The sequence below is a fragment of the Desulfovibrio sp. genome, assembly GCA_016208105.1.
In the GTDB taxonomy this organism is placed as follows: Bacteria; Desulfobacterota; Desulfovibrionia; order Desulfovibrionales; family Desulfovibrionaceae; genus Fundidesulfovibrio.
The window spans coordinates 54,065-80,122 of the sequence record JACQYS010000016.1 but is presented as its reverse complement, the minus strand read 5'-3'; the positions used below and the strand labels follow the sequence as shown (position 1 = coordinate 80,122).

Genomic DNA, 26,058 nt, shown 5'->3' with positions numbered 1-26,058 from the left:
GAGGCAATTGCCTCCAATATGTTTTTACTCCAAACAATATAAAATCCAAAAAGCATCAGAGGCCAACGCTCCTCAAAAAGAAATTGGGTTCGTCGTGCCAATCACGGCCTTGGACTTCCAGTCTTCTCTCAATTTTCTTGCCTTTTGGTTATTATGGGCGACACATACCGTCCGACCATGCGACACTTATCTAGGCTGAGAAGTGATCCAATAGCGGGCCATGCTTCGACAGAGCACGCCGAATCCGATGGCTACATTATCCAAGGCATCTGGAAGGCCTTACTGGGAGAGTATTTGGACGCAGAAGTGAAAGCCCGCGTGCGAGATCATCATGGTCCAGCTGAATTCCAGCGCTGATTCTTACTTTTTCTGACCTGGGCTGTAGCTTGGTGGATATCCCAGGGCGTCATTTGTTCTCCGCTGCGCCTCTCGCGGATCGCGGCCCGCCCTGACGTGAGCTGCCCACGTCTGGTTCCATTCGATCACCTGCTGCTCCCTGGTTCTTCCGCCAGACACACATGCAGGTCTGAATTTGAACCCGGAAGCAACTCGGCGCATAAAATCGGCGATCTTGCGGTTGGCCTTCTGGGCCTTGCGACGAAGCGTCTCTGACGCTCTGGCCCGTTCACGCCGCAGCATCGGGCCAAGGCCAAGCCATTCGAAGAGAGCTGAAGTAACGACGCGAATTGCCCTGCATCCGAAATATCTCCCTTCGTCGTTTCTACTTCTTGGCTGGCTTACCTGCATGAACCCAGCTTGCTTCAACTGCCCGATTGCACGCTCACACCGGCGTTGGCCAAGTCCAGAGTCCCTCACGATGGTCCTCATGTCGATGTCGATGAACCCGTTCGCCAGTGTCGGAACGCCCAAACAAAGGGAAGTTAGGTCAAGATGGGATATAAGCGTTTCAAGAACAAGGAGACAAGCCTCGCGGCGCTCACTTCGTGTCTGTCGACCGCCTGATCTCAGAAGTGGTGGGCATTTCCCAGGATGGTCATACCAGGACTTTGTACGCTCGGCCGCAAGAGACAGAATCCGTGGCAATCCACCCTTGCCTTTTCGGATCGGGTTAGCAGGAGTTAGCAAAGGCCGTCTGGGATCATGTCCGCAACGATTGCCTTCTGAAGACCTGGCTAAGGCACCTTCTAGGGTATATCCTAATACCGATGACATCCCAGGCACCGAGGGAGGGAGTGCCCAAGCAGAATTTGACACATGGCAGCCAGTGCCATATGAGAAAAACTGTTCGGACAGTTGAGTGTCCAGTTTTCAGCGAAAGCGAACGAAACATCTTGGCGGGTGAGGCGTTCGCTTTCTGTTTTTCTAGAGGGAACTTCGTTGTAGCCCGTAGGGCTACTGGTGGAATCGGGGCAAGATTTGGTGTTTGGATGGGCTGGCCGTTGCGAACAGAGTTCGCAATACGTTAGCAAAAATAGCGAAGGCCTTACGCCCATGTGGACGTAAGGCCTTAATTTTCCTGGAGCCAGCGAGGGGACTCGAACCCCTGACCTGCTGATTACGAATCAGCTGCTCTACCAACTGAGCTACGCTGGCTAAGGCGCGGAAACGCTTGATACACAAGGGCTAGAGGGGGGTCAAGCTCTAATGGCCCAGGAGGGGGGCTCTGTTATTTCCCGGACGGTTTGTCGCAAAGGGCTGTCCCCGTAGGTTCCGGTTTTTCATCCCGATTCTTCACGTCCTGCCTCCATGTGTTGAGCGGTGCGCAGCAGCCTTCCCCCATGGCGAGAAGCTCCCTGAATTTGCTCTGGCTGGAGAGGCGGCATCGATACAGGCGGAGTTCCTCGTCCCAGAGCACCTCCGGACATCGCGTCATGTATCCGTACAGGATATGCGATTCCTGGCATTGGTCTGTGAGGCAGCACCAGCCGCAACCCACACAGGCAAGGCTGGTCATGTTGGAATCCTCCTGTTTGTGAGATAGGAAGGCGCGTCCCCCGAGTGCTGTCCGGGGCGATTCCCCTTAAGGGCGGATATGGGGGGCATCCTTATAATAATACTTATTAAGGGCAACGTCTCATTCCTATTGTGATGCAATTGTCGTTGTTGGTTCGAACGTTCTTCCAGTGGTCCATATGTAAATACTTTGCAAGAGTAGGGATACCCCCACTGGACGAATCCTTGAATACTGTCAAAGAGAGTGAGTGAGTGGTCGACCTCTGAAAGGGGCGAGTCAAAGTTCAGGAGCGCCGATTGAGGATAATGATTGTCGAGAACGATGTAGCCTCCGCATCCCAGATAGCGGGGATACTCTTGAAGTGCGGGCATGAGGTGGTCATGGCCGAGGAGCTTTATTGTCTCGACGAGATCAAATCAAACGGTCGGATCGACATGGTGATCACCGACATTTTTTTGAATAATGCCTCCGGTTTACAGATTGTTCTGGATGTAAAGGGGTATGATCCTGGAATCAAGGTGGTGGCCATGTCCGGGGGGGGGCCGTCCATCTCCACCGACTATCTTGATTACGCGATGGAGTTCGGGGCTGATGCCGTGGTGCGCAAACCGCTGGATGAAGCCAGCATAGTCGCGCTGCTGAAGAAGTTTTCGCCTTCGGGGGTTTACGTTACGGATGCGGTGGGCCTTGCGTCCGCTGGCAATTCCTAGCCGAGTTTTTACCGCTTTTGACCGCTCCTTTCCTTTCTGATCAGCCCAAAGTCATCTCATCCCTCACGCGGCATTTTTCTGCCGCACGTCATGTTCACCTGTCGTGGCGCGAAAGGTTCAAGGCATATTCTTGGACCTTGTGCCGCAGCGTTCTGGGGGAGATTCCGAGCATTTCCGCAGTCTTGGCCTTGTTCCCTTTGGCGTGGCGGTAGGCGCGAAAGATGGCCTTGATTTCGGCTTCACGCACCACAGTGTTCAGGTCGAATTGTTCAGGGCCGTGATCTTCAACGTGGACCTGGCTTCCTGGGTGCAGTTCCCCGGGGAGACCCTCCGGCTCGATAACTCCGTCTGGGTTGACGAGAACGAGGCGTTCGATGAGGTTTCTGAGTTCACGAGCGTTGCCGGGCCAGGCGTGCGTCGACAATATGGAGAGCGCGTCCGGGCTCAGCTTCATGCCTGGCTTGTGGTACCTGTGTGCGAAATGTTCGAGAAAATGTCCGGCCAGAACCGGTATGTCCTCGCGGCGCTGGCGAAGCGGGGGGAGAAAGACCGGCACGACGTTGAGCCGATAATAGAGGTCGGCCCTGAAGTTTCCCGCCTTGACCATCTCCAGCAGATTTCTGTTCGTTGCCGCAACGATGCGGGCCCCAAACGGCAAGTCGCGCTCTCCTCCGAGGCGCCGGAAGGTCCGTTGTTCAAGGACCCGAAGGAAGTCCGCCTGATTGTTGGGCGGGATTTCACCCACCTCGTCCAGAAATAAGGTTCCCTCGCCAGCCAGTTCGAAACTCCCTTTTTGCTGTCTGGACGCCCCGGTGAATGCTCCGGACTCGTGTCCGAAAAATTTATCCGCGAATAGTTCGCCTTTGAGGATGCCGCAGTTCACGGGGATGAAAGGTTTTTCTCCCCGGTTGGACATGGAGTGGATGAGCCGGGCGAAGAGTTCCTTGCCGGTTCCGGATTCGCCCTGGAGGAGCACCGGGGCGTCGGACGGGGCAACTTGCGAAGCTAGGTTGAGGGCGTCCCGCATGGCCTTCGAGCCAATAAGAACAGCTGTAACCCCACCGCCCTCCTCGGGCAGGTCGTCGAGGTCCAGCCTGATCGGCAAAATTTTGCCGCTTTTCATCTCGTTGTCCGTTTGACAGGTTTTCCGCTCAAAACTTTTTGTAGAATCGCCTGTTCGCGTTCTTCACGTACCCCCTCTTCACATGAATTGGAAGTGAGTTTTGGCAAAATTTTGCCGCTTGCGGCAAGGGTTTGCCGCTTTTGTCTCGGAGTGTTTTCCCTAAAGCTATGTAATTACAGTATTTATTTGTGGTACGGTTCTTGGATTGTGCCAGAAAGAACAAACGTGGGGCGTGCCGCCGACGGTTTAGCCGGACGGCCCTTTCAGAATCTGGAAGCAAGGGAGAGCGTGCGAACATGAAATCGAGATGGATGCGAGTCGGTATGGTTGTTGTGGCCCTGGGTCTGGCTGGTGCGGCATTCGCTTTCGCCGCGTCCGCGGACGGCGGCAAGGCCATGGCAGAGGCTGCCCAGGCCGCGGGTGCCCCCGCCGGGCCGTGGTGGATGTGGCCGGCAATTCTTCTGGTGTTCTGCTTCGTGCTGGGCATCATCGCGGTTCTGGCCGGCGTGGGAGGAGGAGTTCTCTTCGTCCCCCTGGTAAGCGGGTTCTTCCCGTTCCACCTCGACTTTGTCAGGGGTGCCGGCCTTCTGGTGGCCCTGGCCGGAGCGCTCGCCGCCGGACCAGGTCTTCTCAAACGTAACATGGCAAGCTTGAGGCTGGCCCTGCCGGTGGCCCTTATCGCCAGTTCCTGCGCCATCGTGGGCGCCATGATCGGCTTGGCTTTGCCCACCAATGTGCTGCAGATCTGCCTGGGTGGAACCATCCTGTTCATCGCCGTGCTGCTCCTAGTATCAAAAAACACGGCCAAGCCCGTGGTCACGAAGCAGGACGCGCTCGGGCTCGCCCTGGGCATGAACGGCGTCTACTACGATCCCGCCACCTGTGAGACCGTGGAGTGGAAGACCCACCGCACCCTGTGGGGGCTTTTGCTGTTCATCGTCATCGGCGTGATGGCCGGCATGTTCGGCCTTGGGGCTGGCTGGGCAAACGTTCCGGTGCTCAACCTGATGATGGGGGCGCCGCTCAAGGTGGCGGTGGGCACCTCGAAGTTCCTGTTGTCCATCACCGATACTTCCGCAGCCTGGGTGTATCTGAACCAGGGCTGCGTCATCCCGCTGATGGCTATTCCTTCGGTGGTCGGCCTGATGTTCGGCTCTTTTGCGGGTGTGAAGCTTCTGGCCAAGGCCAAGCCCAAGTTCATCCGCTACATGGTCATCGGCGTGCTGCTGTTCGCGGGTGGCAAGGCGCTGCTCAAGGGTCTGGGCATCTAATTCATTAAAGAGTAAGGAGGAAGTCATGGCTGATAACACCAAGGCCTGCGCGCCGGTCGAGACTCCGAAAGAGCAGGTTCTGTATGCCGATATTCTGTTCTGGGGCTGTTGGGGCGGTCTGGCCCTCATGGCGCTGACCTATGTAATCTACGTAACTGGTCTCGTGACCCCCCATGTGCCGTTGGATCAGGTTCCCGCCTTATGGGCCCAACCAGTGAAGGTGTATCTGGAGCAGGGCAACGTGCCTACCGGATGGGGCTGGCTCGTTCTGCTGGGCAAGGGTGATTTTCTCAATTTTCTGGGGATCGTTCTGTTGGCTGGCCTTACCATCATTGCATACATTCCGCTGATCCCTGCCTTTCTGAAGAAAGGCGACGTGAAGTTCGCAGTCATCTCGCTGCTCGAAGTGTTGGTGCTCGCTCTGGCGGCTTCCGGCATAGTCGGCGCAGGAGCCCACTAGGAGAATTCGGTAATGACGCTCGTGTCTCCTTCTCTTCTCGCTTCCCTCGACTTTCCGGCCATACTGGACGGCCTGCCGCTTGGCGTGGCCGTCCTGGACCGGGAGGGCAGGGTGGTGACGGTCAATACCGCCCTTGAACGGATGACCGGATTTTCACGGGAGGCGGCCCGAGGTGTGCCGTGCAGGCATGTGCTCCGCTCAGGCATTTGCCAGGGCAAGTGCCCGGCTTCGGGGCCGGTCGATACCGAGATAATTAACCGCCACCGCCGCAAGATTCCGGTGCGCATAAGCGCCGTGCCCGTGCTCGACCCTCTTGGGCAGGAGCTCTTCCGGCTCGACATCGTTGAAGATCTGAGCGCGCTCAGGGAACTCGAACGCCGGCTCGAGGAGCCGGGGGGCATCGGGAAGCTTGTTGGCAAAAGCCCGGCCATGGAGCGCATCATGCGCCTTATTCCAGCCATGGCCCAGGCCGGCGCTCCGGTGATGGTCATAGGCGAGACAGGCACGGGAAAGGACGCTGTGGCAGAGGCCATCCACAAACTCTCGCCGCGCGCGAGAGAGCCCTTCGTGCGGGTCAATTGCGGTCCCATGCAGGCCGAAGCACTCGAGGCAGAGCTGTTCGGCCGCCGTCAGCAGTCCGGTGAGATCGCCCCGGGAGCATTCCAGCGGGCTGGAACCGGTACGGCCTACCTCTCCGACGTGGGAGAACTGCCCGAGGAACTCCAGGTAAGACTGGTGCGCTTCCTGGACGAAGAGGCGATCCTCCCGGCCGGAGGTCAGACCCCGATCAGGTCCCAGGCCAAGGTCATCGCGTCTTCTCCGTCCAGCCCGGAAAGTTTGGTCCGTTCAGGCAGGATGCGTCAGGATCTGGCCTATAGACTGGGCGCGCTGCGCCTGGATCTGCCCCCCCTGCGTGAGCGGCCCGAGGACATAGAATTTCTTCTGGCCCACTTCATGGAAGTGTTCGCCGCGAAGTTCAGGAAAAAGGTGCTCGGGTTCACCCCCAGGGCCAGGCGCCTCCTGCTTGCCCACGATTACCCCGGCAATGTCCGCGAACTCAGAAACATTGTTGAATTCGCGGTGATGATCTGCCCGAAGCCCTCCATACCCCCCGCGTGCCTGCCCGCGCATCTTCTTGAGCAACTGGCCGCTCCCGGGGAGAAGGAGTAGCCCATGCGGGTAAAGCGCGTTCTCATTCCGCTCTTCAAGGATGAGGTGGCCCCCCGCTTCGATCTGGCTGCCGAAGCCCTGATGGCCGAGGTGTCGCCCGAGGGAGGCTTCACCACCGAGGACTTCCTGCTGCCGCATCCTTCGGCGGACGGCCTGTGCGACCTTGTTCTGCGCAAGGACATCGACGTGGTGATCTGCGGAGGAATCGAAGAGGAATACTACCACTATCTGCGCTGGAAACGGGTGGAAGTGCTTGATAACGTGGCGGGCAAGGCCCTGGCCGCGCTGGAGCGTTTTTCGGCCGGGTCGCTCAAGGCCGGGGACATCCTCTTCTCCCAGGAGGACGGCCATGCTGGGTGACATCTTCACACGGCATTTCCGTGATCTCCACACCAGCGACGACGCCATCTCCCCGGAGCGTTACGACATCCTCAAGCGTAAGATCGTGGGGCTCATGGCCGTGGTCACCCTGGTGCCCCTTTTGCTCATGGCGGTCATCAACTTCACGGAATTTCAGACCAACATGGCCCGTGAGGTTCAGAACCCTCTTCGGGTGCTTCTTGGTAAGACCCGCAACACCATCGACCTGTTCCTGGCCGAACGGGCTTCGACTGTGGCTTTCATCGCCCAGGCCTACAGCTTTCAGGAACTCTCCGACGAGCGCAGCCTGGGCCGCATCTTCCGTGTGATGCGCAAGGAATTCGAAGGATTTGTGGACTTGGGGCTTATTGACGCCCATGGCCGCCAGGTGAGCTATGTGGGTCCATACGACCTCAAGGGGCGAGACTACTCCACCCAGGATTGGTTCGCCCAGGTGATGGTCAACGGCAAATACATCTCCGATGTGTTTCTTGGGTTTCGGAATTTGCCACATGTCGTCATTGCCATGCAGCATACCTCCGAATCGGGCGAGACGTGGATTCTCCGGGCCACTTTGGATACCCGCCAGTTCGACAAGATCATTTCCGCCATGGGCCTGGAACCGGGATCCGATGCGTTCATGGTGAACCGCAAGGGCATCCTGCAGACGGGATCCTACATGTACGGCAACGTGCTGGAACCCTGTCCGCTCCGGTTGCCGCCCGTCTCCTTCGAGGCCCAGGTGGTGCCGGCCACGGACCCGGCCGGGCGCGATATCTACTTAAGCTACGCCTATTTTCCCAACACGGATTTCGTGCTCATGGCCGCCAAGCCCAGGCTCGGCGCCCTGACCACCTGGTACAACCTACGTGGCGACCTGCTGGCCATTTTCCTCACGGGTGTGGTGGCCATCTTCTTCGTGGTGTCCAGGTTCACCGGGCTCTTGCTCAACCGTATGCGCGAATCAGAAGAAAAACGCGCTCTGGCGTTCCGCCAGGTGGAACATGCCCAGAAGCTTTCCTCCATCGGCCGCCTGGCAGCGGGCGTGGCCCACGAGATCAACAATCCGCTGGCAATCATCAACGAGAAAGCCGGCCTCATGAAGGACCTGCTCGGCCTGCAGGAGGACTTTCCGGGCAAGGCGAAATACGCCTCCCAGGTGGACGCGGTGCTCAAGGCCGTGGAACGCTGCCGGGGCATCACCCACCGCATGCTGGGCTTTGCCAGGCGCATGGACGTGAAGATCGAGGGGCTCAACTTGAATGAAGTCATTCAAGAGACGGCGAGCTTCTTGGTCAGGGAGGCCGAGCACCGCAACGTCAGTCTCGCCCTGGACCTGTATCCGGGCCTGAGCCTCATCGAATCCGACCGGGGGCAGCTGCAGCAGGTGATACTCAATATCTTGAACAATGCTCTGGCTGCCATCCCGAACCAGGGAGCCATAACGGTCAAGACCTGGAACCAGGACAAGGAGCATGTGGGCTTCTCCATCCAGGACAACGGCTGCGGCATGTCCGATGACACGCTCAAGTGCATTTTCGAGCCGTTCTTCACTACCAAGCGAGGCAAAGGCACCGGGCTTGGCCTGTCCATAACCTATGGAATAATCAAACGGCTCGGCGGGGACGTTTCCGTGCAGAGCCAGGAACAGGTGGGCTCCACATTCACCGTGCTGCTTCCGGTGATGGCCCCGCCTTCGGCAGCCGTGGAGGCGCAGTAACCATGAAGGATTGGAACATCCTGCTTGTGGACGACGAAGAGGAGTTCGTCCAGACCTTGTGCGAACGCCTGGACCTGCGCGGAATAACCTGCCGTGTGGCCCTGGACGGCGAGCATGGACTCAAGATGATGGAAGAGAACGTCCCGGACGTCGTTGTCCTGGACATGTTCATGCCCGGCCTCAAGGGGCTCGATGTGCTGAGCCTCATCAGGCAGCGTCATCCAAAAGTGCAGGTGATTCTGCTCACGGGCCAGGGCGCCACCAAGGACGGTATGGAAGGCATGAAGCTCGGGGCTTTCGATTATATGATCAAACCCCTGTCCATCGACGACCTCACCGCCAAGATCGGCGAAGCCGTGAAAATGGCCAGAGCCTAGGAGTCGACATGGACAAGGTGAGGTTCATGGGCCGAATGGCCGCCACGGTCAGCCACGATCTCTGCAACGTGCTGGCCACCATCCAGCAGGCCTCCGGCCTGCTGGCCGACTACCTCTCCTTGGCCCGCAAGGAATCTCTCAAGACCATGGGACTCAGGCCGAAGTTCAAGTACAACGACAAATTCGAGGAAATAATCGCGCAGGTGCAGTTCCAGGTGAACCGGGGCCAGGACATCTGCGAGAACCTGAGCAAGCTGGCCCATGCTCCTGACGAGGGCCAGGACGGCGCGGACCTTGGCCGGGCGACCGACCTTTTGACCAAGATGTCCAGCCGTGTGGCCAAGAAGCACAAGGTGAAGCTGGTGGTGATGCCGGCTCCCCTGGAATGCAAGGCCGCCGTGTCGCTCATAGAAGTGCTCACGGTGCTGGAAACGGCCCTCCTGGGCGTGGCATGGGAATGCAGGGAGCGGGGGGACATCGTGTTCGCGCCGGGCGAAGACGGCGACAAGGTGCACGTGGATATTCTTTGCCAGGCGCTTGGCCCCGGGGAAGCTCAGTCCCTGGTCTCGTGCCTGGCTGGCGAAGAGTCCGGCCCCTTCGCGGCTGGAGTGATACAAGGCGGGGTGCGCCTGGCTTTCGAAAAGGCCGGGCGGAAGGCGTAATCGAGTGGCGGGCTCTTGCGCGCTAAACGTTGGAAGGAGACCGATATGAACAAGATCAAGCTGCTTCTCGTGGATGACGAGGAAAACTTCGTCAACACCTTGGCCGAGCGCATGAAAATGCGCGATGTGCCCTCCAAGGTGGTCTATTCCGGGGAGGCCGCCCTGGAAGTGGTCAAGGCCCAGGAACCCGACGTCATGGTTCTGGACCTGCGCATGCCCGGCATCGACGGCATGGAGGTGCTGCGCAAGGTGCGCGCCACCAATCCCAAGGTGCAGATCATCATTCTCACCGGGCACGGGACTGAGTTGGACGAGGACGAGGCCCGCAAACTTGGCGCCTTCCACTACCACAAGAAACCCATCGACATCGACGAGCTGCTGGGCACGGTGAAGAAGGCCTACCGTGAGCGCATCGAGGACGCCATGGTCGTGGCCGCCCTGGCCGAGGAAGGCGATTTCGAAACCGCCCAGAAGGTCATGGACGAGAATAAATAACCGGGAGCGGGCCATGCGCCCCAAGACCCTGCTCATCGACGATGAGCAAGACTTTGTCCGGCTGCTGGCCGCGCGTTTGGAGGCCCGGGATTTCCCGGTGTCGGTCGCCTTCGACGCGTCCGACGGCTTAAGAAGCGTGGAGAGCGGCTCTCCCGCCGTGGTTGTGCTGGACGTGAACCTGCCGGACCGCAGCGGCCTGGATGTGCTCCGCGAGATCAAGGAGCGCTGGCCGCTGGTCCAGGTGGTGATGCTTACCGGCCAGTCGGACGTGGCCACGGCCGTCGCGGGCATGAAGCTTGGCGCCATGGATTACCTGGTCAAGCCGGTGGACATTGAACCCCTGGGAAATGCCATCGAGCGGGCCGGGTCCAGGCGTTCCGACCAGGAAGAAAGCCTTAGGATGATCGAGACGGGCAAGCTCGCGGCCCTTGGCAGATTGGCCGAGGGAGTTGCCCATGAGATAAACAACCCGGTGAACACCATGATGCAGAAAGCGCAATGGGCCGGGGAGCTGCTGGAAGAAGAGGAATTCGTTTCCTGCGGGAGCCTGCCCGAAGTGCAGGCGGAACTTGAGGGCATCGTCCGCCAAGCCAGACGCTGCAAGGACATCGTGTCCAAACTCATGAGCCTGGGCGGGCGCATCGACCCCAGGGCCACGGAGTTCGATCCGTGTCAGGCAGTTCAGGCCGTTCTGGAGCAGGCCGGCGGGAGGGCCCGGAGCATCGGGGTCACGGTGAACACCTTTTTCGAGCCCGGCACCGTGGCCGTCCATCTTCCCCGGGCCGAGATCGAGCAGGTGCTCAAGCACCTCGTGGATAATGCCCTGGATGCCATGACCCCTTCGGGCGGAACCCTCACGGTGTCAGTCAGGAGTGAAGCGTCCACCGGGGTGCGCATTGAGGTGGCGGACACTGGGCCTGGGGTTCCTCAAGCCATTGCCGAACGGATTTTCGAACCGTTTTATTCAACCAAGGACGTAGGCACAGGGTCCGGACTCGGCCTGGCCATCTGCCACGGCATCATGAAGTCCCTGGGGGGCGACGTGGAGCTGGTCAGGAACGGCCGCCAGGGGGCTGTCTTCGCCGCCACCTTCCCGGCCCTTCCGGCCAAGGTCTGATGTTCTTTTAGCCTTCGAGCCTTCCCAGAATATCCAGAGCGGCCTCGCCGCCGTCCACTTCCCCCAGGTCGGTTTCCGTAATTCCGGCCAGGCTCCAGGCTGGTCTTCCGGCCACGGCCAAACAGACGGCGTCAAGCAGGGCCAGCTCACCGCGGATCTGGTCCGGGTGGGGCAGAACCACGCGCGCGCCCTGGGCCATCATCACCTCGAAGCTGGATTTGGCCAGGGCTGAGTGAAAGTCCAGGGCGCGCCTGAACCTGGCGGACAGTTCAGCGTATTTCACGGCGAGCGAGTCCAATGCCGAAGCGCCATCCGGGAGTGAGCCAAGGTACGTGAGGGCCCAGACCAGGATGTCTAGAGCTTCCCCCTTTGCGGGCATATTCCGCAAGAGAGCGGTAAGAAATACAGTGCGCTCTGATGTCCATTCCAAACGGCAGTGCCTGAGAGCCACCTTCAAGGGGGCGCCGCTCACACCTGGAAACCCATCGGCCACAGCTTCGGACAGTTCGCGGGGAGGGGCGTGCTCCAGGCGCAAACGCTCCACGAAACGAGCCACGTCGCCCAGTTCGAGAAGCACCGGCACTTCTTCGCCGCCGGGGAGGAGTGCACGTGTGCTTACGGTTTTCTCCAGGGCCTTAGCCACGGCCAAAGCGTCCGGGGAGGAAAACTCCTCGCCCTCAAGCAAAAGTTCCAGGCGATTCAAAACGTCGTTATTCGGGAAAAGGAGCAGGTCGGTCAGGCTGGCGGCGTCAGGGTCGTCGCGGTTCGCCAGGACAGTCTCGAAATCGCTCGGAGACGCGCCGCCGTGGGTGGAGGCCATGTAGTGCAGGACCGCCTCATCCTGCGCCAAGCCATGTTCGAAAAGCCGATGGAGAAAAGAGGTGATCTTTGTGTGCTTGGAGGAGTTCACTGTTGGCATCCTACACTAAGAGAGCGAAAACAGCGAATCCGCGTGGTCTGAAACTACAACTGGGGTATAAGCGCCGTAAGAGCGCTGCTTCGAAGTCTACTGTGGCAAGGACTTAACAAAGAGGTTCAGGTTGCCGAACTTGTCTTTGTACACGTCGCCGGTCAGCGTCACTTCCTTGTTCTTGTAGTAACTCTGGAAGGCGGAGATGTCCTCGAGGCTTATCTCCTCTGGGGTCCAGACTGAGTAGCTGGTGCCGTCCGAGCTCACGATCCAGAGCCCCTCGCCATCCTCTTCGCCCACAACGGCGGTAATGGGAGAGTCTTTGGACACCAGTTGCATGTCCGGTTCATTCTGGGCGTAGGACGTGCCAGCAAAGGCCATGGTTATGGCTGCGACAATGGCGGTGTTGCGCATGAAAGCGAGAAAACGAGTGTGCATGGCCCCCTCTGTGGAAACGGTCATTATTTATATTCCCAAGCGCGGAGCGTCAAGGCTCACAGGCATTTGATACGTCCGATCAGACTCGTCGTGGAGTATCCCGGCAGCAGGGGAAGGCTCAGCACCCTTCCTCCCGCAGCTAAAACGGCTTCGCGCCCAACGATGGATTCTACGGGCCAGTCTCCTCCCTTTATCAGAACGTCCGGCAGGATGGCCTCGATGAGTTTCAGCGGGGTGGGGTCGTCGAAGCTGGTGATGAAGTCCACGCTGGCAAGCCCGGCAAGCACCAGGGCCCTGTCCGCCCAGGCGGTAACGGGGCGGGTGTTCCCTTTGAGCCCTAGTACCGAAATATCGGCATTGAGCCCAAGTATCAGAATATCCCCCAGGGCTTTGGCCCTGGCCAGAAGATCCACGTGCCCCGGATGCAAGAGGTCGAAACAGCCGTTGGTGAAGACCACCCTGGAGTTGGGGCGCAGAGGGCCAAGCCTTTCCAGCAGAGTGTCGAGCGGAAGGATCTTCTTGGTGAGCGAGACGTCCGGGGTCATGACGTTTTCTTTTTCAAATTGCGTTCCAATCCGAAGAGGACCAGTTCCAGCCAGTCCATAGCGAAGAGAAGGCGCGTTGGTTCGTCCTGAAGTATGGCTTCATGCCGTTGTTCGGTGAGTTCCAGGCGCCCGAGCATGCCCGTGTTGACCAGAAAGTCCCGGAAAGCATCGATGTTGTATGCGGCCAGAAAGGCCATGTTGGCCTGCTTCTGGTCCAGTTTGGCTCCCCGCTGTTTGGCTTCGGCCAGAAGGAGCATGTAGCGGTCGTTGAAACGGTTATACTCCTGCAGGTCCTGGTCGGTGAGCCAGGCTGCGGACGTCCAGGAAGCGTCCTGTTCGAAGCCGCGGCAATGGGGTTCTTGCACCACGAAGAACTGTTCGACGACTTCTCCGGCTTCGTCGGTCTTGGTGGCTCTGCCCAGGGGGTAGGTCCGGCAGGCCCCGGGGCGTCCGGGGTAGACCGTGCAGCCCTCGCGGGTGACGAAGGGGCAGGGAGCCCCGAGTACGTCCTCTCGCATGCGTAGCCTGAGCATGGGAAACCCCGTGTCCGGAGCCTGCGCGGCCAGGGCATGCTTGGCGATGAATTCACGGCTGGAAAGCCCAAGCCTGGCGCGCAGGCGCAACACGTCGTAGGGGGTGAGCATGAGCGACAGGTCCGAGCAGCAGGCGTTGAAGCAGGGAACTTGCGGGTGGCAGGCGAAGCGGAAGCTCTCGCCGGGAGCAAGTTCCGGCAGGCTTTCCAGAAAGGCCTGGGTGGCGTCGTTGTCGTTTGGGGTGGTGTTCGTTTTGGTCATGGCTTGGCCAGTCTAGCACCGGCAGTGGTGCTTGAAAACCCGAAAAGGGCGCGTTGACACGCTTGGGCGTTCGTGGAAAACAACACCATCATGAACGAGCAGCTTTGTCTGCGCATCGGCAACACCCTCTCCGAGCTGGACAGGCTTCTCATGGAGGTGGAATGTTTCCTGGAACGGTGCGAGGTGGCCGGGCGGGATGCGTACCACATACAGCTTGCGCTGGACGAGCTGGTCACCAACGTCATCTCCTACGCCTTTGACACGGAGGGAGGCCACGTCATCGACGTGAAGCTTCTGCGCAATCCCGGCTCCGTGGAGATGACTGTTCAGGACGAGGGGAAGCCCTTCAACCCACTCATGGCGCCCGAACCCGATGTGAGCGTTGCGGCGCAGAAGCGCAGGATAGGGGGGCTGGGCATCCATTTCGTGCGCAAGACCATGGACGAACTGGTCTACGAACGAGAGAACGGGAAAAACATTCTGCACATACGCAAGAAGACCACTTAGGAGCATGAGATGGAACTCGTCGTGACAGCTGCCGGACCCGTGACCGTCCTCAAAATCGACGGCCGTTTGGATTCGAACACCTCCAAAGAGCTCGAGGACCGGGTGATGGGACTCGTGACCGGAGGGACGTCCAGGCTGCTCATGGATTTCGGGGGAGTGGACTACATCAACTCCAGCGGACTGAGGGTTCTTCTTATGGCTTTGCAGCACTTGAAAAAAAGCGGCGGCGTTCTGCATCTGTGCGACATCAAGGACTATATGCGCGAAGTGTTTGAGATTTCCGGCTATACGGAAATATTCCCCATTTTCGAAGACCAGGGCCAAGCCCTGGCCGCTTTCCCGGAATAGCCGTGAAGGCCGCCGTCCTGACCGCTGTTTTGCTGCTGTCGACAGCATTTGTTTGCCAGGCGTATGACGCCCCTCTGGAACTGGGCGGCATCCGTCTTGGGGCGAGCATTCAGGAATATCCTGGCAAGATCGCGACCAAGGAAAGCGACACAGACCTGAACCGGCAATACCTTTCGACCATGGCGCTCATGCCGGTCCCAGGCTTTCGTTCCGGTTACGTCACCAGCGGCACCTGCGACTCTCCGGGCCGCATCGCGCGCATCAAAATGAATTACGACGACGATTCCATGGCCTTCTACGAGAAGCTGCTGACTGCCCTGAAAAGCCGCTATGGCGAGCCCAAGCAGTGGCGCGGCAATCCCTTCGGGAATTTGCGCATCTGGAAGTGGAGCCTGAAGGACCAGAACCTGGGAGACATCTCCATCATTCTGCAGCGCTATTCCGGCGAAGACGACTCCTTCACCAAGGGCAATTCCATCCGCATTGCCGCGACTGGCCTTCTGGAAAAGGAGCACGAATGCTACCGGAGGAAGCACCCCAGGGAGAAGGTGGTCACGCCCGCGCCCGCTACCAAGGAGCTGGGGATCGAACATTTCCTGCCGCGATAAGGGAAAACCTCGGCAGTCCTTGACACGCCTTTTTAAATCGCCTAACCACCTCCGTTCGCCTTGCTCTTTCCCTCCCTCAGGGGAAAGGGCCACAGTCCATAAGGAGGATCTCATGAGGAAGTACGAGACGCTTCTGCTGTTGAGCCCCGAGCTCAACGCGGAAAACAAGAAGGGCGTCATCGACAACCTGGTCGCGATCATCGAGCGCGAAGAGGGGACGATGCTGTCCGTTGACGATTGGGGCACCAAAGAGCTGGCCTATCCCGTGCGCAAGTTCGTTCGCGGCCAGTACGTGCGCATGGAGTACACCTCTCCTGGCAAGGCCGTGGCCGAGCTGGAACGTATCGTGCGTATCACCGACGGCATCTTCAAGTTCGTCACCGTCAAGCTGGCCGACAAGTACGTGCCCGCTGCCCCCGTGGAGGCCTAAGCCATGTCCTTCAAAAAGAAATTCACCCCCAAGAAGAAGTTCTGCCGGTTCTGCGCAAACAAGAACCTGCCCCTGGACTACAAGCGCCCTGACATCCTGCGCGACTTCATCACCGAGCGCGGTAAGATCATCGCCCGGCGCATCACCGGCACCTGCGCCAAGTGCCAGCGCAGGCTCACCACCCAGATCAAGCGCGCACGCCAGATGGCCCTCATCTACTACACGGCCACCCACAGCGCCGAACTTCTGAAGAAGATGCAGTAGGAGTCACGCTATGGCAGCCATGAAACTCATTTTGCGCGCCGATATGGAAAACCTGGGCAAACTTGGCGACATCGTCGCCGTGAAGCCCGGCTACGGCCGCAACTATCTGATACCCCAGGGCCTGGCCATGATGGCCACCACTTCAAACCAGAAGGTCTTCGACCTGGAGCGCAAGAAGCTTCAGGCCAAGATGGACGCCCTGCGCTCCGATGCCGCCGGCCTTGCCGAGAAGCTCGCCGCAGCCACCGTGTCCATCGAGGTGCGCGTGGGCGAGGGCGACAAGCTCTACGGCTCCGTCACCTCCTCCATGATTGCCGACGGGCTCGAGGCCCAGGGCATCGTGGTCGATCGCAAGAAGATCGTTCTTGACGATCCCATCCGCACCCTTGGCGTGCATGAAGTGGACGTGAAGCTCCACGCCGACGTGCGCGGCACCGTGCGCGTCATGGTTTGCCGCCAGGGCGAGAAACTCATCGACGCTGAAAAAGCAGCCGACGAAAGTGGACAGCAGTCCGCCGAAGCCGAAGCGTAAGACCCGTCGCGGGGCGGGCGAGCAGGAAGCCGAGCTCGCCCCGCGTACTTTGGAACGGGTTTCAGGCGATCTTCTTCGCCGTGTTCCCCCTCACAGCCCGGAAGCCGAGCAGTCCGTGCTGGGGGGGATTCTCATCAAGAATTCCACTCTCCACAATCTCATCGACATCCTCGGGGAAGACGACTTCTACTCCCCGGTGCACCGCAATATCTACCAGGCCTGCCTGGAGCTCAACCGCCGCTCCGTTGCCGTGGACCTGGTCACCCTGGCCGAAGAGCTGGCCCGCATGGGCAAGCTCGACGAAGTGGGCGGCCCGGTCTACCTGGCCGAGCTGGCCTCGGCCACGGTCAGCGCGGCCAATGCCGTGCACCACGCCCAGATCGTCAAGGACAAGGCCGTCAAGCGCCGCCTGATCTCGGCCGCATCGGACATCATCGAGAAGGTCTTCGAGGGGGCCGAGGAGACCGATGCCCTGCTGGACGCCTCCGAACAGGCCGTGTTCGCCATTTCCGATTCCAAGAAGTCCGGGGCCTTGAGTTCGAGCAAGTCCCTGGTGGACTCCGTGTTCGAGCAGCTCACCAAACGCGTGGAGAACAAGGAGCTGGTCACAGGTGTGCCCACCGGCTACTACACGTTCGACGAGTATACAGCCGGGCTCCAGCCCTCGGACCTGATCATCGTGGCCGGCCGCCCCTCCATGGGCAAGACCGCCTTCGCCATGAACGTGGCCATGCGCGCGGCCTGCATGTACAACGTGCCCACGGCCATATTCTCGCTGGAAATGAGCAAGGAGCAGATCATGATGCGCATGCTCTGTTCCTGGGGCAAGGTGGACCTGTCCAAGCTGAGAAAAGGCCGCCTGGACGATAGCGACTGGGCCAGGCTCTACGAATCGGCCAATGCCCTTTCGCCAGCGCCCGTGTTCGTGGACGATTCCGCCGCCCTGTCCACCATGGAAGTCCGGGCCCGCTGCCGCCGCCTCAAGGCCGAGCACGGCCTTGGCCTGGTGGTGGTGGACTACCTGCAGCTCATGCGCTCGGCCAGGCGCGTGGACTCGCGCGAACAGGAAATTTCCGACATCTCCCGCAATCTCAAGGCCCTGGCCAAGGAAATGCACGTCCCGGTCATCGCGCTCTCCCAGCTCAACCGCAAGGTGGAAGAGCGCGGCGACAAGCGCCCCATGATGAGCGACCTGCGCGAATCCGGCGCCATCGAACAGGATGCGGACGTCATCATCTTCCTCTACCGCGAGGCGGCCTACAAGAAGAAGGACGAACTCACCCCCGATGACAACGTGGCCGAGATAATAATCGGCAAGCAGCGCAACGGCCCCACAGGCATGGTGAAGCTGCGCTTCTTCCGTGAATCCACGTCTTTCGAAAACCCGTCGGATATTCCGCCGCCTTCCGAGTACGGCTCCTAACCTGGAGCCGGCAATACCGCTGGAGTGGAGCGCATGTACTACGACTCGGCAGAGACTCTGTCCCGCGATCAAATCTCACATCTGCAGCTCTCCAGGCTGCGCACCACCCTTGAACGCGCCTCGCGTTCCAAGCTCTACGCCCGCAAGTTCAAGGAACACGGTCTTGATCCTGCTGACGTGAAGACCTTGGACGACGTGCGCCGCCTGCCCTTCACCACCAAGCAAGACCTGCGAGACTCCTATCCCGACGGCTTAAACGCCGTGCCCACGGAGCAGATGGTGCGCATGCACGTGTCTTCGGGCACCACCGGCACGCCCACGGTGATCTACCACACCGCCGCGGACATCTGCTGGTGGTCCTCCCTGGTGGCCCGCTGCATGCACATGACAGGCATGAGATCAACGGACGTGTTCCAGAACACCACAAGCTACGGCCTGTTCACCGGGGGCCTGGGCATGCACTACGGCGCTGAGCGCCTGGGCTGCCTGGCCATTCCCATGGGAGCGGGCAACACCCAGCGGCAGCTGAAGCTCATGCAGGATTTCAAGGTCACCGCCCTGCACATCATTCCGTCCTACGCGCTCTATCTGGCCAACTACTGTCATCAGAACGGAATCGACCCCAAGGGCCTGGGCCTGCGCATCGCCCTGGTGGGCGCGGAACCGTATTCCGAGGAGACCCGCCGCCGCCTGGAAGACATCTTCGGGTTCAAGGCCTTCAACTCCTACGGCCTGTCGGAAATGAACGGGCCGGGCGTGGCCTTCGAGTGCGGGCAGCAGGCCGGCATGCACCTCTGGGAGGACGCCTACCTGGCCGAGATCATCGATCCCGAGACCCTTGAACCGGCCAAGCCCGGCGAGGTGGGGGAACTGGTGCTGACCACCCTGTGCCGGGAAGGCATGCCCATCGTGCGCTACCGCACCCGGGACCTGTCCCGCTTTATTCCCGGTGCCTGCCCCTGCGGGCGAGAGCATGTTCGCATCGACAGGATCACGGGCCGCTCCGACGATCTGATCATCATTAAGGGCGTGAACATCTATCCCATGCAGATCGAACAGGTGCTCATGAGCCTGCCCGAGGTGGGCCAGAACTACCTGATAGAGCTTGAAAGCGAAGGCCCCATCGACCAGATCCGCGTGAAGGTGGAGGTGAAGGAGGCGCACTTCGTGGAGGACATGCGGGCGCTCAATTCGCTCAAGCAGAAGATCGCCCACAAGCTCCGCGACGAAATTCTGGTTACGCCCAAGGTGGACCTGGTGGAGCACAACACCCTGCCCAAGAGCGAGGGCAAGGCCCAGCGCGTGGTGGACAACAGAAAGCCGGAATAGAGGGGAGCCGCGCACCTTTACGGGTTCGCATGGCTTACTGTGCCGGAGGCGCGGTTGGACCTCGCAACAGGGGCTGCGCAACGTTCTGAATCGACTCGCAAACTGACTCCGTTTGGAACGGAAATCGAGGAATACGACTTCATGGAATATGTCTGGGCCATATTGTACTTGCTGCTGCTTCTGGCCGTCTTGGGGCTTAACGTCCTGGGCCTGCCCGCAAACTGGATCATATTGGGCCTGGCCTGGGTCTGGGGGCTTCTCCATCCCGGCCTTGAGCTTGGCTGGGGCTTCTACGGCTCTCTTATCGCCATGGCCGCTCTGGGCGAGGCCATAGAATTCGGGGCGCAGTTCTATGGCGCCAAGAAGTACGGCGGCACCAACAAGGGCAACATCGGGGCCTTCATTGGGGCTATTTGCGGGGCCATTTTCTGCGCGCCCTTTTTGCTTGGCTTCGGAGCCCTCTTGGGCGCGGTTGGCGGGGCCTATCTTGGCTGCTACGTGTTCGAGCGCCTGCATGGGCGCCCGTCCAACGAGGCCTGGCATGCGGCCAAAGGCGCCATGTGGGGCCGGGTGCTTGGTTTCGTGGTGAAGACCGGCCTGGGCGGAGCCATGCTGGCCGTGGTTGCCAGGGTTGTCTGGCCAGCGGCCAAGCAGGCTGTTGCCGCGCTTGGCATTTAAGGCTTCCGAGGATATCAGGACCATAATGCTTTTGTTTCACTCGAAGGAAATACAATGAGCAACGATTTCCCCACATACCGCGGCAACATGGAGTACTTCTGCCTCGGCTGCGAGGAGCGCTTCGCGGTTGGCGAACTCCATTACACCTGTCCCAAGTGCGGCGGCGTTTTCCTGCTGGAGGACATCTGGTTCGATTCCCTGGCCGAAAATCCCCCGGTGTATTGGAAAACGCTTTTCGACAAGCGCGCCGCTTCCAAGAATACAGCGCTTCGGGGCATTTTCCGCTTCTACGAACTCATGGCCCCCATTCTCGAAGCCCAGGACATAGTCTATCTGGGCGAGGGCAATACCCCCATCATCGAGACCAGCCAGGCCCTTTCGAAGCATCTGGGCATGCCCATGGCCTTCAAGAACGACGGGCAGAACCCTTCGGCCTCCTTCAAGGACCGGGGCATGGCCTGCGCCTTCAGCTACTTGAAAAGCCTGGTGCGCGAGAACTCCTGGGACAGCGTGCTCACGGTATGCGCCTCCACCGGTGACACCTCGGCCTCGGCCGCGCTCTACGCCGCCTATGTGGGCGATCCCATCACGTCGGTGGTCATCCTGCCCCAGGGCAAGGTCACCCCGCAGCAGCTGGCCCAGCCTCTGGGCAGCGGAGCCGTGGTGCTGGAGGTCCCGGGCGTGTTCGACGACTGCATGAAGGTGGTCGAGCATCTGGCGGACAACTACCGCGTGGCGCTTTTGAACTCCAAGAACGCCTGGCGCATCCTGGGCCAGGAGTCATACGCCTTCGAAGTGGCCCAGTGGTACGAGTGGGACACCTACCGCAAGGCCGTGTTCGTGCCCATCGGCAACGCAGGCAACGTCACCGCCGTGATGAGCGGTTTTTTGAAGCTCCAGCGCCTGGGCATCATACCGTCCTTGCCGCGCATCTTCGGGGTGCAGTCCGCCCATGCCGACCCGGTCTACCGGTATTACTCCGTGGAGGACCCGGCCCAGCGCGTGTACGAGCCGGTGGCGGTCCGTCCCAGCGCGGCCCAGGCGGCCATGATCGGAAGCCCGGTAAGCTTTCCCCGGGTGAAGCATTTCGCCGAGCAATACGAAAAGATCGGCGGCCCTGGCTCCTTCCAGGTGATCCAGGTGGAGGAGCAGGCCATAGTCGAAGGCATGCTTCTGGCCAACCGCCACGGGCACATCAGCTGCACCCAGGGCGGCGAGTGCCTGGCCGGACTTATCCGGGCCAAGGAGCTTGGCCTCATCGAGCCTTCCGAACTGGCCATTCTGGACGCCACGGCCCACAGCATGAAGTTCGCCGGATTCCAGGACATGTACTTTACCGACAGCTTCCCGCCCGAGTACGAGGTGAAAGCCAAGAAGGAGTACGTGAACCAGCCTGAACTGGTGATCACCCAGAAGGAGAAGGACAGCCTTTCTCCCGAGGAATACACGGTGAAGGCCGCCCAGAAAGTGGTGGCCAGGCTTGGGTTGGCCAGCAAGAAATGATGCGCCGTTAGGCAACGAAATGTGGAAATGCAAACGGCCCCTCGCGGGGCCGTTTTTTATTTGGAGTCCAGGACGGCAGGCGGTGGGGCGCCTTTGCCGCCAGACGTGTGGTAGGTGTCCCCGATCTTGATGGTGGTGGAGCCATCGCTTCCGTGCACCACACCACCCGTAGAGGTATATGTGGTTCCATTGCTGCCGTGGAATACGCCTCCAACCTTCACCCCGCCGTCTTTGCCGTGGTAGACGTCTCCGGATTTGATGGTGGTTCCGTTAGGGCCGTGATAGACGTCTCCGGATTTTACGGTAGCCCCGTTGGGGCCATGAAAGACATCCCCCGATCTGATCGTGGTCTGACTCAGAGCGGGTACGCCCAGGCAGGCGACCAGGACGAGGCTGAGAATGATTTGCGACATGGCTTACCTCCCGCGTTTCAAAATGTTTATTTCGCTCGAGATATATTTGTCAATATATAATTATTCGATAAGTAGATTTGCAAAAAAAGAAGATTCGCGCTGAGTAGAGCGGGAACTAGAAAGGGGAGTCCGGGAGCCAAGCACCCGCTTAAAGAATCAGACCACGTGTCTGGTCTGTTTGCCTTTGCGGCGGATGGCGTATTCCACGAAAGAGAACACCCGAATATTGGGTTTGCCGAGCTGGAATGCCTTGACCACGTCGAAGATGATGTGGAACAGGCAGGCGGCCAGGACCACCCAGAACTGGTGGTGCCAGAAGCCCAGGATGAAGAGCAGCAGGAAGAACTCCAGGGTATGGAAGCAGGCCAGGGCCAGGTAGTCCGGGATCTTGGGCACCATTCGATGGTACTCGAAAAACTTGCTGATGGAGAGGCTTCTGCAATCGCGCACGAAAGGAATGATGTGGTCCAAGTCGATCAAGAAGACAGACAGCCCAAAAATGACCGCGTCAAAGCCTATGAACGGATAAAGTACAGCGGCGCTGACAGCGCCCTGCACCGCATGGAACTTCGGGCTCATAACGTATGCTCCGTTTGAGAGCAGGGATCGGCCAATCGGGTGGCGTTGGCGGTCGAGGCGGAATTACGCGGGTACAACTTCGGCACACATCCCTTTTAGCCCAGCCTTGGCTGGCAGGCAAGAAACATGGCGAATCCAAAATTCAGGGCCGATCAATTGCTGGTGGAACAGGGCCTGGCCGAAAGCCGAGAGCGGGCCAAGCGGCTGGTCATGGCCGGTCAGGTGTATTTGGAGCAGAACGGCAGACGCGAGCTTCTGGACAAGCCGGGGCGCATGCTTCCGGCCATGGCTGCATTGAGTCTGGCCGAACCGGAACGCTTCGTGAGCCGGGGCGCCTACAAGCTCTTGTCCGCCATCGAGCATTTCAAGCTGGACGTGACGGGGATGGTGGCCCTGGATGTGGGGGCTTCCACTGGAGGCTTTACCGATTGCCTGCTCCAGCACGGCGCGGTCAGGGTCTACGCTGTGGACGTGGGTAAGAGCCAGCTGCACGAAAAACTGCGCGCCGATTCAAGGGTGATAAGCCTGGAAGGGGTCAATTTCCGTTTGGCTGAGCCTAATCTTATTCCCGAACATGTGGACATGGCCGTTATAGACGTGTCGTTTATATCGCTCACCAAGGTGCTGCCTGCAGTGAAGCTGTTCCTGAAACCGGGCGGGCGGATAGTGGCCCTGGTGAAGCCCCAGTTCGAGCTTGGACCCGGCCAGACGGACAAGGGCGTGGTGCGCGATGAGTCGCTTCGCCAGCTGGCAGTCCAGATGGTGGAGGGCGCGGCCAGGGAGCTTGGGCTGGAGCCTCTGGGGGTTGTTCCGGCCGCAGTGAAGGGGCCGAAGGGCAACCAGGAGTATCTTCTCTTCCTAAGCTCCTGACGAAACGACTCCCAGCTGGTCATAGCGGCATGAAGATCAGCTCTCACAGCCGGTGCTAGAAATACTAAGCGACGCCTTATTGGAAATACCTGCCCTCTGTCTTGTCCACCACTGTTTTTCCCACAGGGGCCAAGGAGATAAGCGCCAGCTTCAGATGCTGTATTCCGAACGGAATGCCGATGATGCTCACGAAGTTGACGAAAGCGCTGGCGATATGCCCCACAGCCAGCCACCAGCCAGCGAACACGAACCACAGCACATTGCCCAGAAATCCCAGGGGGCCGGTGCCCGCATCGTGGTATCCCTGAATGTACTGGCGGTCGACGATCATCTTGCCGAAGGGCCAGAAGGCCAGCTTGGCGATGACGAAGCAGGAGCGGGCCCAAGGCAGGCCGATGATGGTGATGGCCATGATGAGCCCGGCCAAACACCAGCCCAGGCCCATGAAGACTCCTCCGAGCACCAGCCAGAGGATGTTCATGATGAAATTAACCGGTTCCATGTAAGTTCCTTCTGTATCTCTTTAAAAATTCTATGGTGATGTGGGTGTACTGCTCAAGCTGGTTACAGCGTTCAAGTGTGAAGACGCCGTCTCCCAGTTTCCCTTACCCAGGTCCAAGCCGGTCCATCATGGTGGCCAGTGCCCGCAGGTGCCCCCGCTCTTCCTTGGCCAGCTCGTGCAGGGCCTCCCGGGTTTTAGCATCTGAAGCCCTCTCGGCGTAGCGCATGTAGAGGTCCAGGGCCTGGGCCTCGATGCCCATGGCCATGTCCAGCGCGTCGCGGGACGATTCGAACCCTTGGGAATCAGCCAGGATTTCATCGGCCGAACGTCCGCCCTCCAAAGCCTTGAAGGTCGCCTTGTCCGCCAGGTCTTCGATGCCCGCGCTCTGCGGGAACAGCGTCTTGTAGAGATGGTAGACCACCAGCTTGTGCTTGTCCTCGAACCCGGCCAGCCTGGCGAAGGTGGCTTTGAGTTCCTTATCCGCCGCGCTGTCGGCCAGTTCCTGGTAGAAGACGCCCAGCTCGCGCTCCATGGCAAAGGCCAGGGCCAGAATCCGCTCCGGGGTCTCGTCGCCCTGCCAGTAGCGCATGCCGGAGTCTTGCGGACCCACGGCCGAAGCACCGGACCAGGCTGTGATGCCTCCCAGCATGTTGGTCACGTCCTTGTAGCCCCTGGCTGAAAGAAGCGAGGCAGCGGCGGCGCTGCGTTTTCCGGAACGGCAGTAGACGAGCAAAGGCTTGTCCCGGGGGATCTCCGCTGTTCGGTCCTCAAGTTCGCCCAAGGGCACGAGCTTGGCCCCGGGCAGATGGAGTTCCTCGTATTCCCATCCCTGGCGGACATCCAGGACGGTTAGGGCGTTTGGAACCGCCATGGAGAGCATCTTCCTGGCTTCTTCCGCGCCGATGTCTTTGGGGGGAACAGACTCTTGTGGCATTGATCCTCCGAAGGAGTGCTGCACGACGAAAAAGATGTAGTCCATCAGGGCGTTGAGTTTCCGCACGTTTTCCTCTAGGCAGGGGCCGACACAACGTCGTGTGAGGCCAAGACATGCACCAATCGGTACGCGGCCCGGTGTGGCCCGAAATCGTTTTACTACTTGCAATATCAATCATGGCGGCTTGGGTTGTCAATGTGGCCAGGCCGGCGCCGCTTCCCTGGTGGGGCGACTTCGCGGCCAAGAAGGTCGAGGAAACCACCCGAACCGGGCTTGCGGTTCTTTCTCCCAAAGAGGCTTTGGAAATCTTCAAGGCGCAGTCGGCTCTTTTCGTGGATGCGCGAGAACCCGATGAATTCGCCCAGGAGCACATACCCGGGGCGATGCACATATCCGCCGAGGCGCTTCTCACAGGCCTTGATGCCGCGGTGTCCGGGCTCGCCAAGGACAAGCCGATGGTGCTCTACTGCTCCAACCTAGCCTGCCCCAAAAGCAAGGACCTGGCCCAGGGCATGAAGGAATTGGGGTTCACCGCCCTGTCCGTGATGCCCGAAGGGCTTGAAGGTTGGAAGGCCGAGGGCGGCCCGGTGGAGGCACGCTGATGCGCTGGATATGGTTTATCTGCCGTCTGGTCTACGGGGTGATGTTCGTCTACGCCGGGGCGGAAAAAATGGCTGATGCGGACGTCTTCGCGTCGGTCATTTTCAACTACCAGATTCTCCCGGCCAAGGCCGTCTACGCCACCGCCATGCTCATGCCGGCGGTGGAGATTGTTTGCGGCCTCGCCCTGTGCGCCAACACCCTGGCCCGGGGGGCGTCCGTGGTGCTGAACCTCTTGATGGTGGGGTTCATCGGCGCTATGGGCCTTGCCATGGTCCGGGGCCTGGACGTGACCTGCGGCTGCTTCGGCGGTTCCGGGCAGGCCGTAACCAAGGAAACCTTGATTCGTGACGCCGCCTTTCTGGCAGTGGGCCTGGTGGCAATGTGGGGAGCGTTCGCCCGTACGGGCAAGGATTAGCTGGAGCATCTCTGGCGAGGATGATCCCGTCGTATCGTGCGCGCCGAACATGC

At 59.9% G+C, this 26,058-nt stretch carries 33 protein-coding genes and 1 tRNA gene; 23 read left to right on the top strand and 11 right to left on the bottom strand.

The annotated features are described in order from the left end of the window. Positions 1 to 1,478 precede the first annotated feature (1,478 nt). Positions 1,479 to 1,554: transfer RNA gene (locus tag HY795_08700), tRNA-Thr, on the bottom strand. Positions 1,555 to 1,627: 73 nt separating this feature from the next. Then, positions 1,628 to 1,915, bottom strand: a complete 288-nt coding sequence (locus HY795_08695; protein MBI4805301.1) for a hypothetical protein — start codon at positions 1,913 to 1,915, stop codon at positions 1,628 to 1,630. A 305-nt stretch (positions 1,916 to 2,220) separates the two neighbouring features. On the opposite strand from HY795_08695, the gene HY795_08690 reads away from it, so the two are divergent. After that, complete coding sequence (locus HY795_08690; GenBank protein MBI4805300.1) at positions 2,221 to 2,625, top strand: response regulator; 405 nt, start codon at positions 2,221 to 2,223, stop codon at positions 2,623 to 2,625. A gap of 94 nt (positions 2,626 to 2,719) precedes the next feature. Here HY795_08690 and HY795_08685 read toward each other — a convergent pair whose 3' ends face one another. Next, complete coding sequence (locus tag HY795_08685) at positions 2,720 to 3,748, bottom strand: sigma-54-dependent Fis family transcriptional regulator (GenBank protein ID MBI4805299.1); 1,029 nt, start codon at positions 3,746 to 3,748, stop codon at positions 2,720 to 2,722. A 296-nt stretch (positions 3,749 to 4,044) separates the two neighbouring features. Between HY795_08685 and HY795_08680 the strand changes: the two genes are divergently transcribed. The 9 genes from HY795_08680 to HY795_08640 are packed head-to-tail and all read left to right on the top strand — an operon-like array spanning position 4,045 to position 11,380. Beyond that, positions 4,045 to 5,019: a sulfite exporter TauE/SafE family protein gene (locus HY795_08680; protein MBI4805298.1), complete on the top strand. Its 975-nt coding sequence runs from the start codon at positions 4,045 to 4,047 to the stop codon at positions 5,017 to 5,019. 25 nt (positions 5,020 to 5,044) lie between these two features. After that, entirely contained in the window at positions 5,045 to 5,479 is a 435-nt protein-coding gene (locus tag HY795_08675) for a DUF1634 domain-containing protein (GenBank protein MBI4805297.1), read from the top strand. A 12-nt stretch (positions 5,480 to 5,491) separates the two neighbouring features. Then, positions 5,492 to 6,649, top strand: a complete 1,158-nt coding sequence (locus HY795_08670; GenBank protein ID MBI4805296.1) for a sigma 54-interacting transcriptional regulator — start codon at positions 5,492 to 5,494, stop codon at positions 6,647 to 6,649. A 3-nt stretch (positions 6,650 to 6,652) separates the two neighbouring features. Then, positions 6,653 to 7,009: a dinitrogenase iron-molybdenum cofactor biosynthesis protein gene (locus HY795_08665; GenBank protein MBI4805295.1), complete on the top strand. Its 357-nt coding sequence runs from the start codon at positions 6,653 to 6,655 to the stop codon at positions 7,007 to 7,009. Then, the gene (locus HY795_08660; GenBank protein ID MBI4805294.1) at positions 6,999 to 8,729 is read left to right on the top strand and encodes a two-component sensor histidine kinase; all 1,731 of its coding nucleotides are present in this window, start codon (positions 6,999 to 7,001) and stop codon (positions 8,727 to 8,729) included. The genes HY795_08665 and HY795_08660 overlap by 11 nt, the downstream gene beginning before the upstream one ends. Before the next feature lie 2 nt (positions 8,730 to 8,731). Continuing rightward, positions 8,732 to 9,106: a response regulator gene (locus HY795_08655; GenBank protein MBI4805293.1), complete on the top strand. Its 375-nt coding sequence runs from the start codon at positions 8,732 to 8,734 to the stop codon at positions 9,104 to 9,106. Positions 9,107 to 9,114: 8 nt separating this feature from the next. After that, positions 9,115 to 9,768 carry a hypothetical protein gene (locus HY795_08650; protein MBI4805292.1) on the top strand — a complete coding sequence of 218 codons (654 nt, stop codon included), beginning with the start codon at positions 9,115 to 9,117 and terminating at the stop codon, positions 9,766 to 9,768. A gap of 45 nt (positions 9,769 to 9,813) precedes the next feature. Further along, positions 9,814 to 10,263, top strand: a complete 450-nt coding sequence (locus HY795_08645) for a response regulator (GenBank protein ID MBI4805291.1) — start codon at positions 9,814 to 9,816, stop codon at positions 10,261 to 10,263. Between the two features lie 13 nt (positions 10,264 to 10,276). Continuing rightward, entirely contained in the window at positions 10,277 to 11,380 is a 1,104-nt protein-coding gene (locus HY795_08640; protein MBI4805290.1) for a hybrid sensor histidine kinase/response regulator, read from the top strand. Positions 11,381 to 11,387: 7 nt separating this feature from the next. Here the strand turns inward: HY795_08640 and HY795_08635 are convergent, their stop codons facing one another. The 4 genes from HY795_08635 to HY795_08620 form a co-directional block, all read right to left on the bottom strand. Next, a complete protein-coding gene (locus tag HY795_08635) occupies positions 11,388 to 12,290 on the bottom strand; it encodes a hypothetical protein (protein ID MBI4805289.1) in 903 nt (300 codons plus the stop codon). 96 nt (positions 12,291 to 12,386) lie between these two features. Beyond that, complete coding sequence (locus HY795_08630; GenBank protein ID MBI4805288.1) at positions 12,387 to 12,728, bottom strand: hypothetical protein; 342 nt, start codon at positions 12,726 to 12,728, stop codon at positions 12,387 to 12,389. Between the two features lie 56 nt (positions 12,729 to 12,784). Then, positions 12,785 to 13,273: an adenylyltransferase/cytidyltransferase family protein gene (locus HY795_08625; protein MBI4805287.1), complete on the bottom strand. Its 489-nt coding sequence runs from the start codon at positions 13,271 to 13,273 to the stop codon at positions 12,785 to 12,787. Beyond that, entirely contained in the window at positions 13,270 to 14,067 is a 798-nt protein-coding gene (locus tag HY795_08620) for a YkgJ family cysteine cluster protein (protein ID MBI4805286.1), read from the bottom strand. Before HY795_08620 ends, HY795_08625 begins: the two co-directional genes overlap by 4 nt. A gap of 90 nt (positions 14,068 to 14,157) precedes the next feature. Here HY795_08620 and HY795_08615 point away from each other — a divergent pair, with 90 nt between their 5' ends. From HY795_08615 to thrC, 10 genes are all read left to right on the top strand, one after another. Next, positions 14,158 to 14,574, top strand: coding sequence for an ATP-binding protein (locus HY795_08615; GenBank protein MBI4805285.1), 417 nt, complete (start codon positions 14,158 to 14,160; stop codon positions 14,572 to 14,574). A gap of 9 nt (positions 14,575 to 14,583) precedes the next feature. Continuing rightward, the gene (locus tag HY795_08610) at positions 14,584 to 14,922 is read left to right on the top strand and encodes an STAS domain-containing protein (protein MBI4805284.1); all 339 of its coding nucleotides are present in this window, start codon (positions 14,584 to 14,586) and stop codon (positions 14,920 to 14,922) included. A 2-nt stretch (positions 14,923 to 14,924) separates the two neighbouring features. Beyond that, positions 14,925 to 15,530: a hypothetical protein gene (locus HY795_08605; protein MBI4805283.1), complete on the top strand. Its 606-nt coding sequence runs from the start codon at positions 14,925 to 14,927 to the stop codon at positions 15,528 to 15,530. Between the two features lie 112 nt (positions 15,531 to 15,642). Then, entirely contained in the window at positions 15,643 to 15,960 is a 318-nt protein-coding gene (locus HY795_08600) for a 30S ribosomal protein S6 (GenBank protein MBI4805282.1), read from the top strand. 3 nt (positions 15,961 to 15,963) lie between these two features. Continuing rightward, the gene (locus HY795_08595; protein ID MBI4805281.1) at positions 15,964 to 16,224 is read left to right on the top strand and encodes a 30S ribosomal protein S18; all 261 of its coding nucleotides are present in this window, start codon (positions 15,964 to 15,966) and stop codon (positions 16,222 to 16,224) included. 19 nt (positions 16,225 to 16,243) lie between these two features. Beyond that, a complete protein-coding gene (locus tag HY795_08590) occupies positions 16,244 to 16,756 on the top strand; it encodes a 50S ribosomal protein L9 (GenBank protein ID MBI4805280.1) in 513 nt (170 codons plus the stop codon). Continuing rightward, complete coding sequence (gene dnaB / locus HY795_08585; GenBank protein ID MBI4805279.1) at positions 16,725 to 18,179, top strand: replicative DNA helicase; 1,455 nt, start codon at positions 16,725 to 16,727, stop codon at positions 18,177 to 18,179. The genes HY795_08590 and dnaB overlap by 32 nt, the downstream gene beginning before the upstream one ends. Before the next feature lie 33 nt (positions 18,180 to 18,212). Beyond that, on the top strand, positions 18,213 to 19,508 hold the full coding sequence (locus HY795_08580; protein ID MBI4805278.1) for a phenylacetate--CoA ligase: 1,296 nt from the start codon (positions 18,213 to 18,215) through the stop codon (positions 19,506 to 19,508). Between the two features lie 141 nt (positions 19,509 to 19,649). Beyond that, the gene (locus HY795_08575) at positions 19,650 to 20,186 is read left to right on the top strand and encodes a DUF456 domain-containing protein (GenBank protein ID MBI4805277.1); all 537 of its coding nucleotides are present in this window, start codon (positions 19,650 to 19,652) and stop codon (positions 20,184 to 20,186) included. 87 nt (positions 20,187 to 20,273) lie between these two features. Beyond that, on the top strand, positions 20,274 to 21,689 hold the full coding sequence (gene thrC / locus HY795_08570; GenBank protein ID MBI4805276.1) for a threonine synthase: 1,416 nt from the start codon (positions 20,274 to 20,276) through the stop codon (positions 21,687 to 21,689). 56 nt (positions 21,690 to 21,745) lie between these two features. Here the strand turns inward: thrC and HY795_08565 are convergent, their stop codons facing one another. Beyond that, positions 21,746 to 22,102: a hypothetical protein gene (locus HY795_08565; GenBank protein ID MBI4805275.1), complete on the bottom strand. Its 357-nt coding sequence runs from the start codon at positions 22,100 to 22,102 to the stop codon at positions 21,746 to 21,748. A gap of 156 nt (positions 22,103 to 22,258) precedes the next feature. Continuing rightward, positions 22,259 to 22,681: a hypothetical protein gene (locus HY795_08560; GenBank protein MBI4805274.1), complete on the bottom strand. Its 423-nt coding sequence runs from the start codon at positions 22,679 to 22,681 to the stop codon at positions 22,259 to 22,261. Between the two features lie 126 nt (positions 22,682 to 22,807). Between HY795_08560 and HY795_08555 the strand changes: the two genes are divergently transcribed. Then, positions 22,808 to 23,551 (top strand): TlyA family RNA methyltransferase, encoded by a 744-nt coding sequence (locus tag HY795_08555; GenBank protein ID MBI4805273.1) that lies wholly within the window; start codon positions 22,808 to 22,810, stop codon positions 23,549 to 23,551. 76 nt (positions 23,552 to 23,627) lie between these two features. On the opposite strand, the gene HY795_08550 is transcribed toward HY795_08555, so the two are convergent. Both HY795_08550 and HY795_08545 read right to left on the bottom strand, forming a co-directional pair. Beyond that, positions 23,628 to 24,053, bottom strand: coding sequence for a YccF domain-containing protein (locus tag HY795_08550; protein MBI4805272.1), 426 nt, complete (start codon positions 24,051 to 24,053; stop codon positions 23,628 to 23,630). Positions 24,054 to 24,156: 103 nt separating this feature from the next. Beyond that, on the bottom strand, positions 24,157 to 24,987 hold the full coding sequence (locus HY795_08545) for a sulfurtransferase (protein MBI4805271.1): 831 nt from the start codon (positions 24,985 to 24,987) through the stop codon (positions 24,157 to 24,159). Between the two features lie 176 nt (positions 24,988 to 25,163). Here HY795_08545 and HY795_08540 point away from each other — a divergent pair, with 176 nt between their 5' ends. Together HY795_08540 and HY795_08535 are read left to right on the top strand one after the other, a co-directional pair. Beyond that, on the top strand, positions 25,164 to 25,589 hold the full coding sequence (locus tag HY795_08540; protein ID MBI4805270.1) for a rhodanese-like domain-containing protein: 426 nt from the start codon (positions 25,164 to 25,166) through the stop codon (positions 25,587 to 25,589). Then, complete coding sequence (locus HY795_08535; GenBank protein ID MBI4805269.1) at positions 25,589 to 26,005, top strand: DoxX family membrane protein; 417 nt, start codon at positions 25,589 to 25,591, stop codon at positions 26,003 to 26,005. Before HY795_08540 ends, HY795_08535 begins: the two co-directional genes overlap by 1 nt. Positions 26,006 to 26,058: the final 53 nt, after the last annotated feature.

Coding starts and splice junctions, on each gene's coding strand:
- HY795_08685 (MBI4805299.1), bottom strand. CDS start 3,748: ATGAAAAGCGGCAAAATTTTGCCGATCAGGCTGGACCTCGACGACCTG.
- HY795_08665 (MBI4805295.1), top strand. CDS start 6,653: ATGCGGGTAAAGCGCGTTCTCATTCCGCTCTTCAAGGATGAGGTGGCC.
- HY795_08580 (MBI4805278.1), top strand. CDS start 18,213: ATGTACTACGACTCGGCAGAGACTCTGTCCCGCGATCAAATCTCACAT.
- HY795_08640 (MBI4805290.1), top strand. CDS start 10,277: ATGCGCCCCAAGACCCTGCTCATCGACGATGAGCAAGACTTTGTCCGG.
- HY795_08600 (MBI4805282.1), top strand. CDS start 15,643: ATGAGGAAGTACGAGACGCTTCTGCTGTTGAGCCCCGAGCTCAACGCG.
- HY795_08545 (MBI4805271.1), bottom strand. CDS start 24,987: ATGCCACAAGAGTCTGTTCCCCCCAAAGACATCGGCGCGGAAGAAGCC.
- HY795_08655 (MBI4805293.1), top strand. CDS start 8,732: ATGAAGGATTGGAACATCCTGCTTGTGGACGACGAAGAGGAGTTCGTC.
- HY795_08540 (MBI4805270.1), top strand. CDS start 25,164: ATGGCGGCTTGGGTTGTCAATGTGGCCAGGCCGGCGCCGCTTCCCTGG.
- HY795_08650 (MBI4805292.1), top strand. CDS start 9,115: ATGGACAAGGTGAGGTTCATGGGCCGAATGGCCGCCACGGTCAGCCAC.
- HY795_08550 (MBI4805272.1), bottom strand. CDS start 24,053: ATGGAACCGGTTAATTTCATCATGAACATCCTCTGGCTGGTGCTCGGA.
- thrC (MBI4805276.1), top strand. CDS start 20,274: ATGGAGTACTTCTGCCTCGGCTGCGAGGAGCGCTTCGCGGTTGGCGAA.
- HY795_08535 (MBI4805269.1), top strand. CDS start 25,589: ATGCGCTGGATATGGTTTATCTGCCGTCTGGTCTACGGGGTGATGTTC.
- HY795_08620 (MBI4805286.1), bottom strand. CDS start 14,067: ATGACCAAAACGAACACCACCCCAAACGACAACGACGCCACCCAGGCC.
- HY795_08595 (MBI4805281.1), top strand. CDS start 15,964: ATGTCCTTCAAAAAGAAATTCACCCCCAAGAAGAAGTTCTGCCGGTTC.
- HY795_08565 (MBI4805275.1), bottom strand. CDS start 22,102: ATGTCGCAAATCATTCTCAGCCTCGTCCTGGTCGCCTGCCTGGGCGTA.
- HY795_08645 (MBI4805291.1), top strand. CDS start 9,814: ATGAACAAGATCAAGCTGCTTCTCGTGGATGACGAGGAAAACTTCGTC.
- HY795_08610 (MBI4805284.1), top strand. CDS start 14,584: ATGGAACTCGTCGTGACAGCTGCCGGACCCGTGACCGTCCTCAAAATC.
- HY795_08675 (MBI4805297.1), top strand. CDS start 5,045: ATGGCTGATAACACCAAGGCCTGCGCGCCGGTCGAGACTCCGAAAGAG.
- HY795_08630 (MBI4805288.1), bottom strand. CDS start 12,728: ATGCACACTCGTTTTCTCGCTTTCATGCGCAACACCGCCATTGTCGCA.
- HY795_08555 (MBI4805273.1), top strand. CDS start 22,808: ATGGCGAATCCAAAATTCAGGGCCGATCAATTGCTGGTGGAACAGGGC.
- HY795_08575 (MBI4805277.1), top strand. CDS start 19,650: ATGGAATATGTCTGGGCCATATTGTACTTGCTGCTGCTTCTGGCCGTC.
- HY795_08590 (MBI4805280.1), top strand. CDS start 16,244: ATGAAACTCATTTTGCGCGCCGATATGGAAAACCTGGGCAAACTTGGC.
- HY795_08695 (MBI4805301.1), bottom strand. CDS start 1,915: ATGACCAGCCTTGCCTGTGTGGGTTGCGGCTGGTGCTGCCTCACAGAC.
- HY795_08660 (MBI4805294.1), top strand. CDS start 6,999: ATGCTGGGTGACATCTTCACACGGCATTTCCGTGATCTCCACACCAGC.
- HY795_08560 (MBI4805274.1), bottom strand. CDS start 22,681: ATGAGCCCGAAGTTCCATGCGGTGCAGGGCGCTGTCAGCGCCGCTGTA.
- HY795_08690 (MBI4805300.1), top strand. CDS start 2,221: ATGATTGTCGAGAACGATGTAGCCTCCGCATCCCAGATAGCGGGGATA.
- HY795_08670 (MBI4805296.1), top strand. CDS start 5,492: ATGACGCTCGTGTCTCCTTCTCTTCTCGCTTCCCTCGACTTTCCGGCC.
- HY795_08680 (MBI4805298.1), top strand. CDS start 4,045: ATGAAATCGAGATGGATGCGAGTCGGTATGGTTGTTGTGGCCCTGGGT.
- HY795_08615 (MBI4805285.1), top strand. CDS start 14,158: ATGAACGAGCAGCTTTGTCTGCGCATCGGCAACACCCTCTCCGAGCTG.
- HY795_08625 (MBI4805287.1), bottom strand. CDS start 13,273: ATGACCCCGGACGTCTCGCTCACCAAGAAGATCCTTCCGCTCGACACT.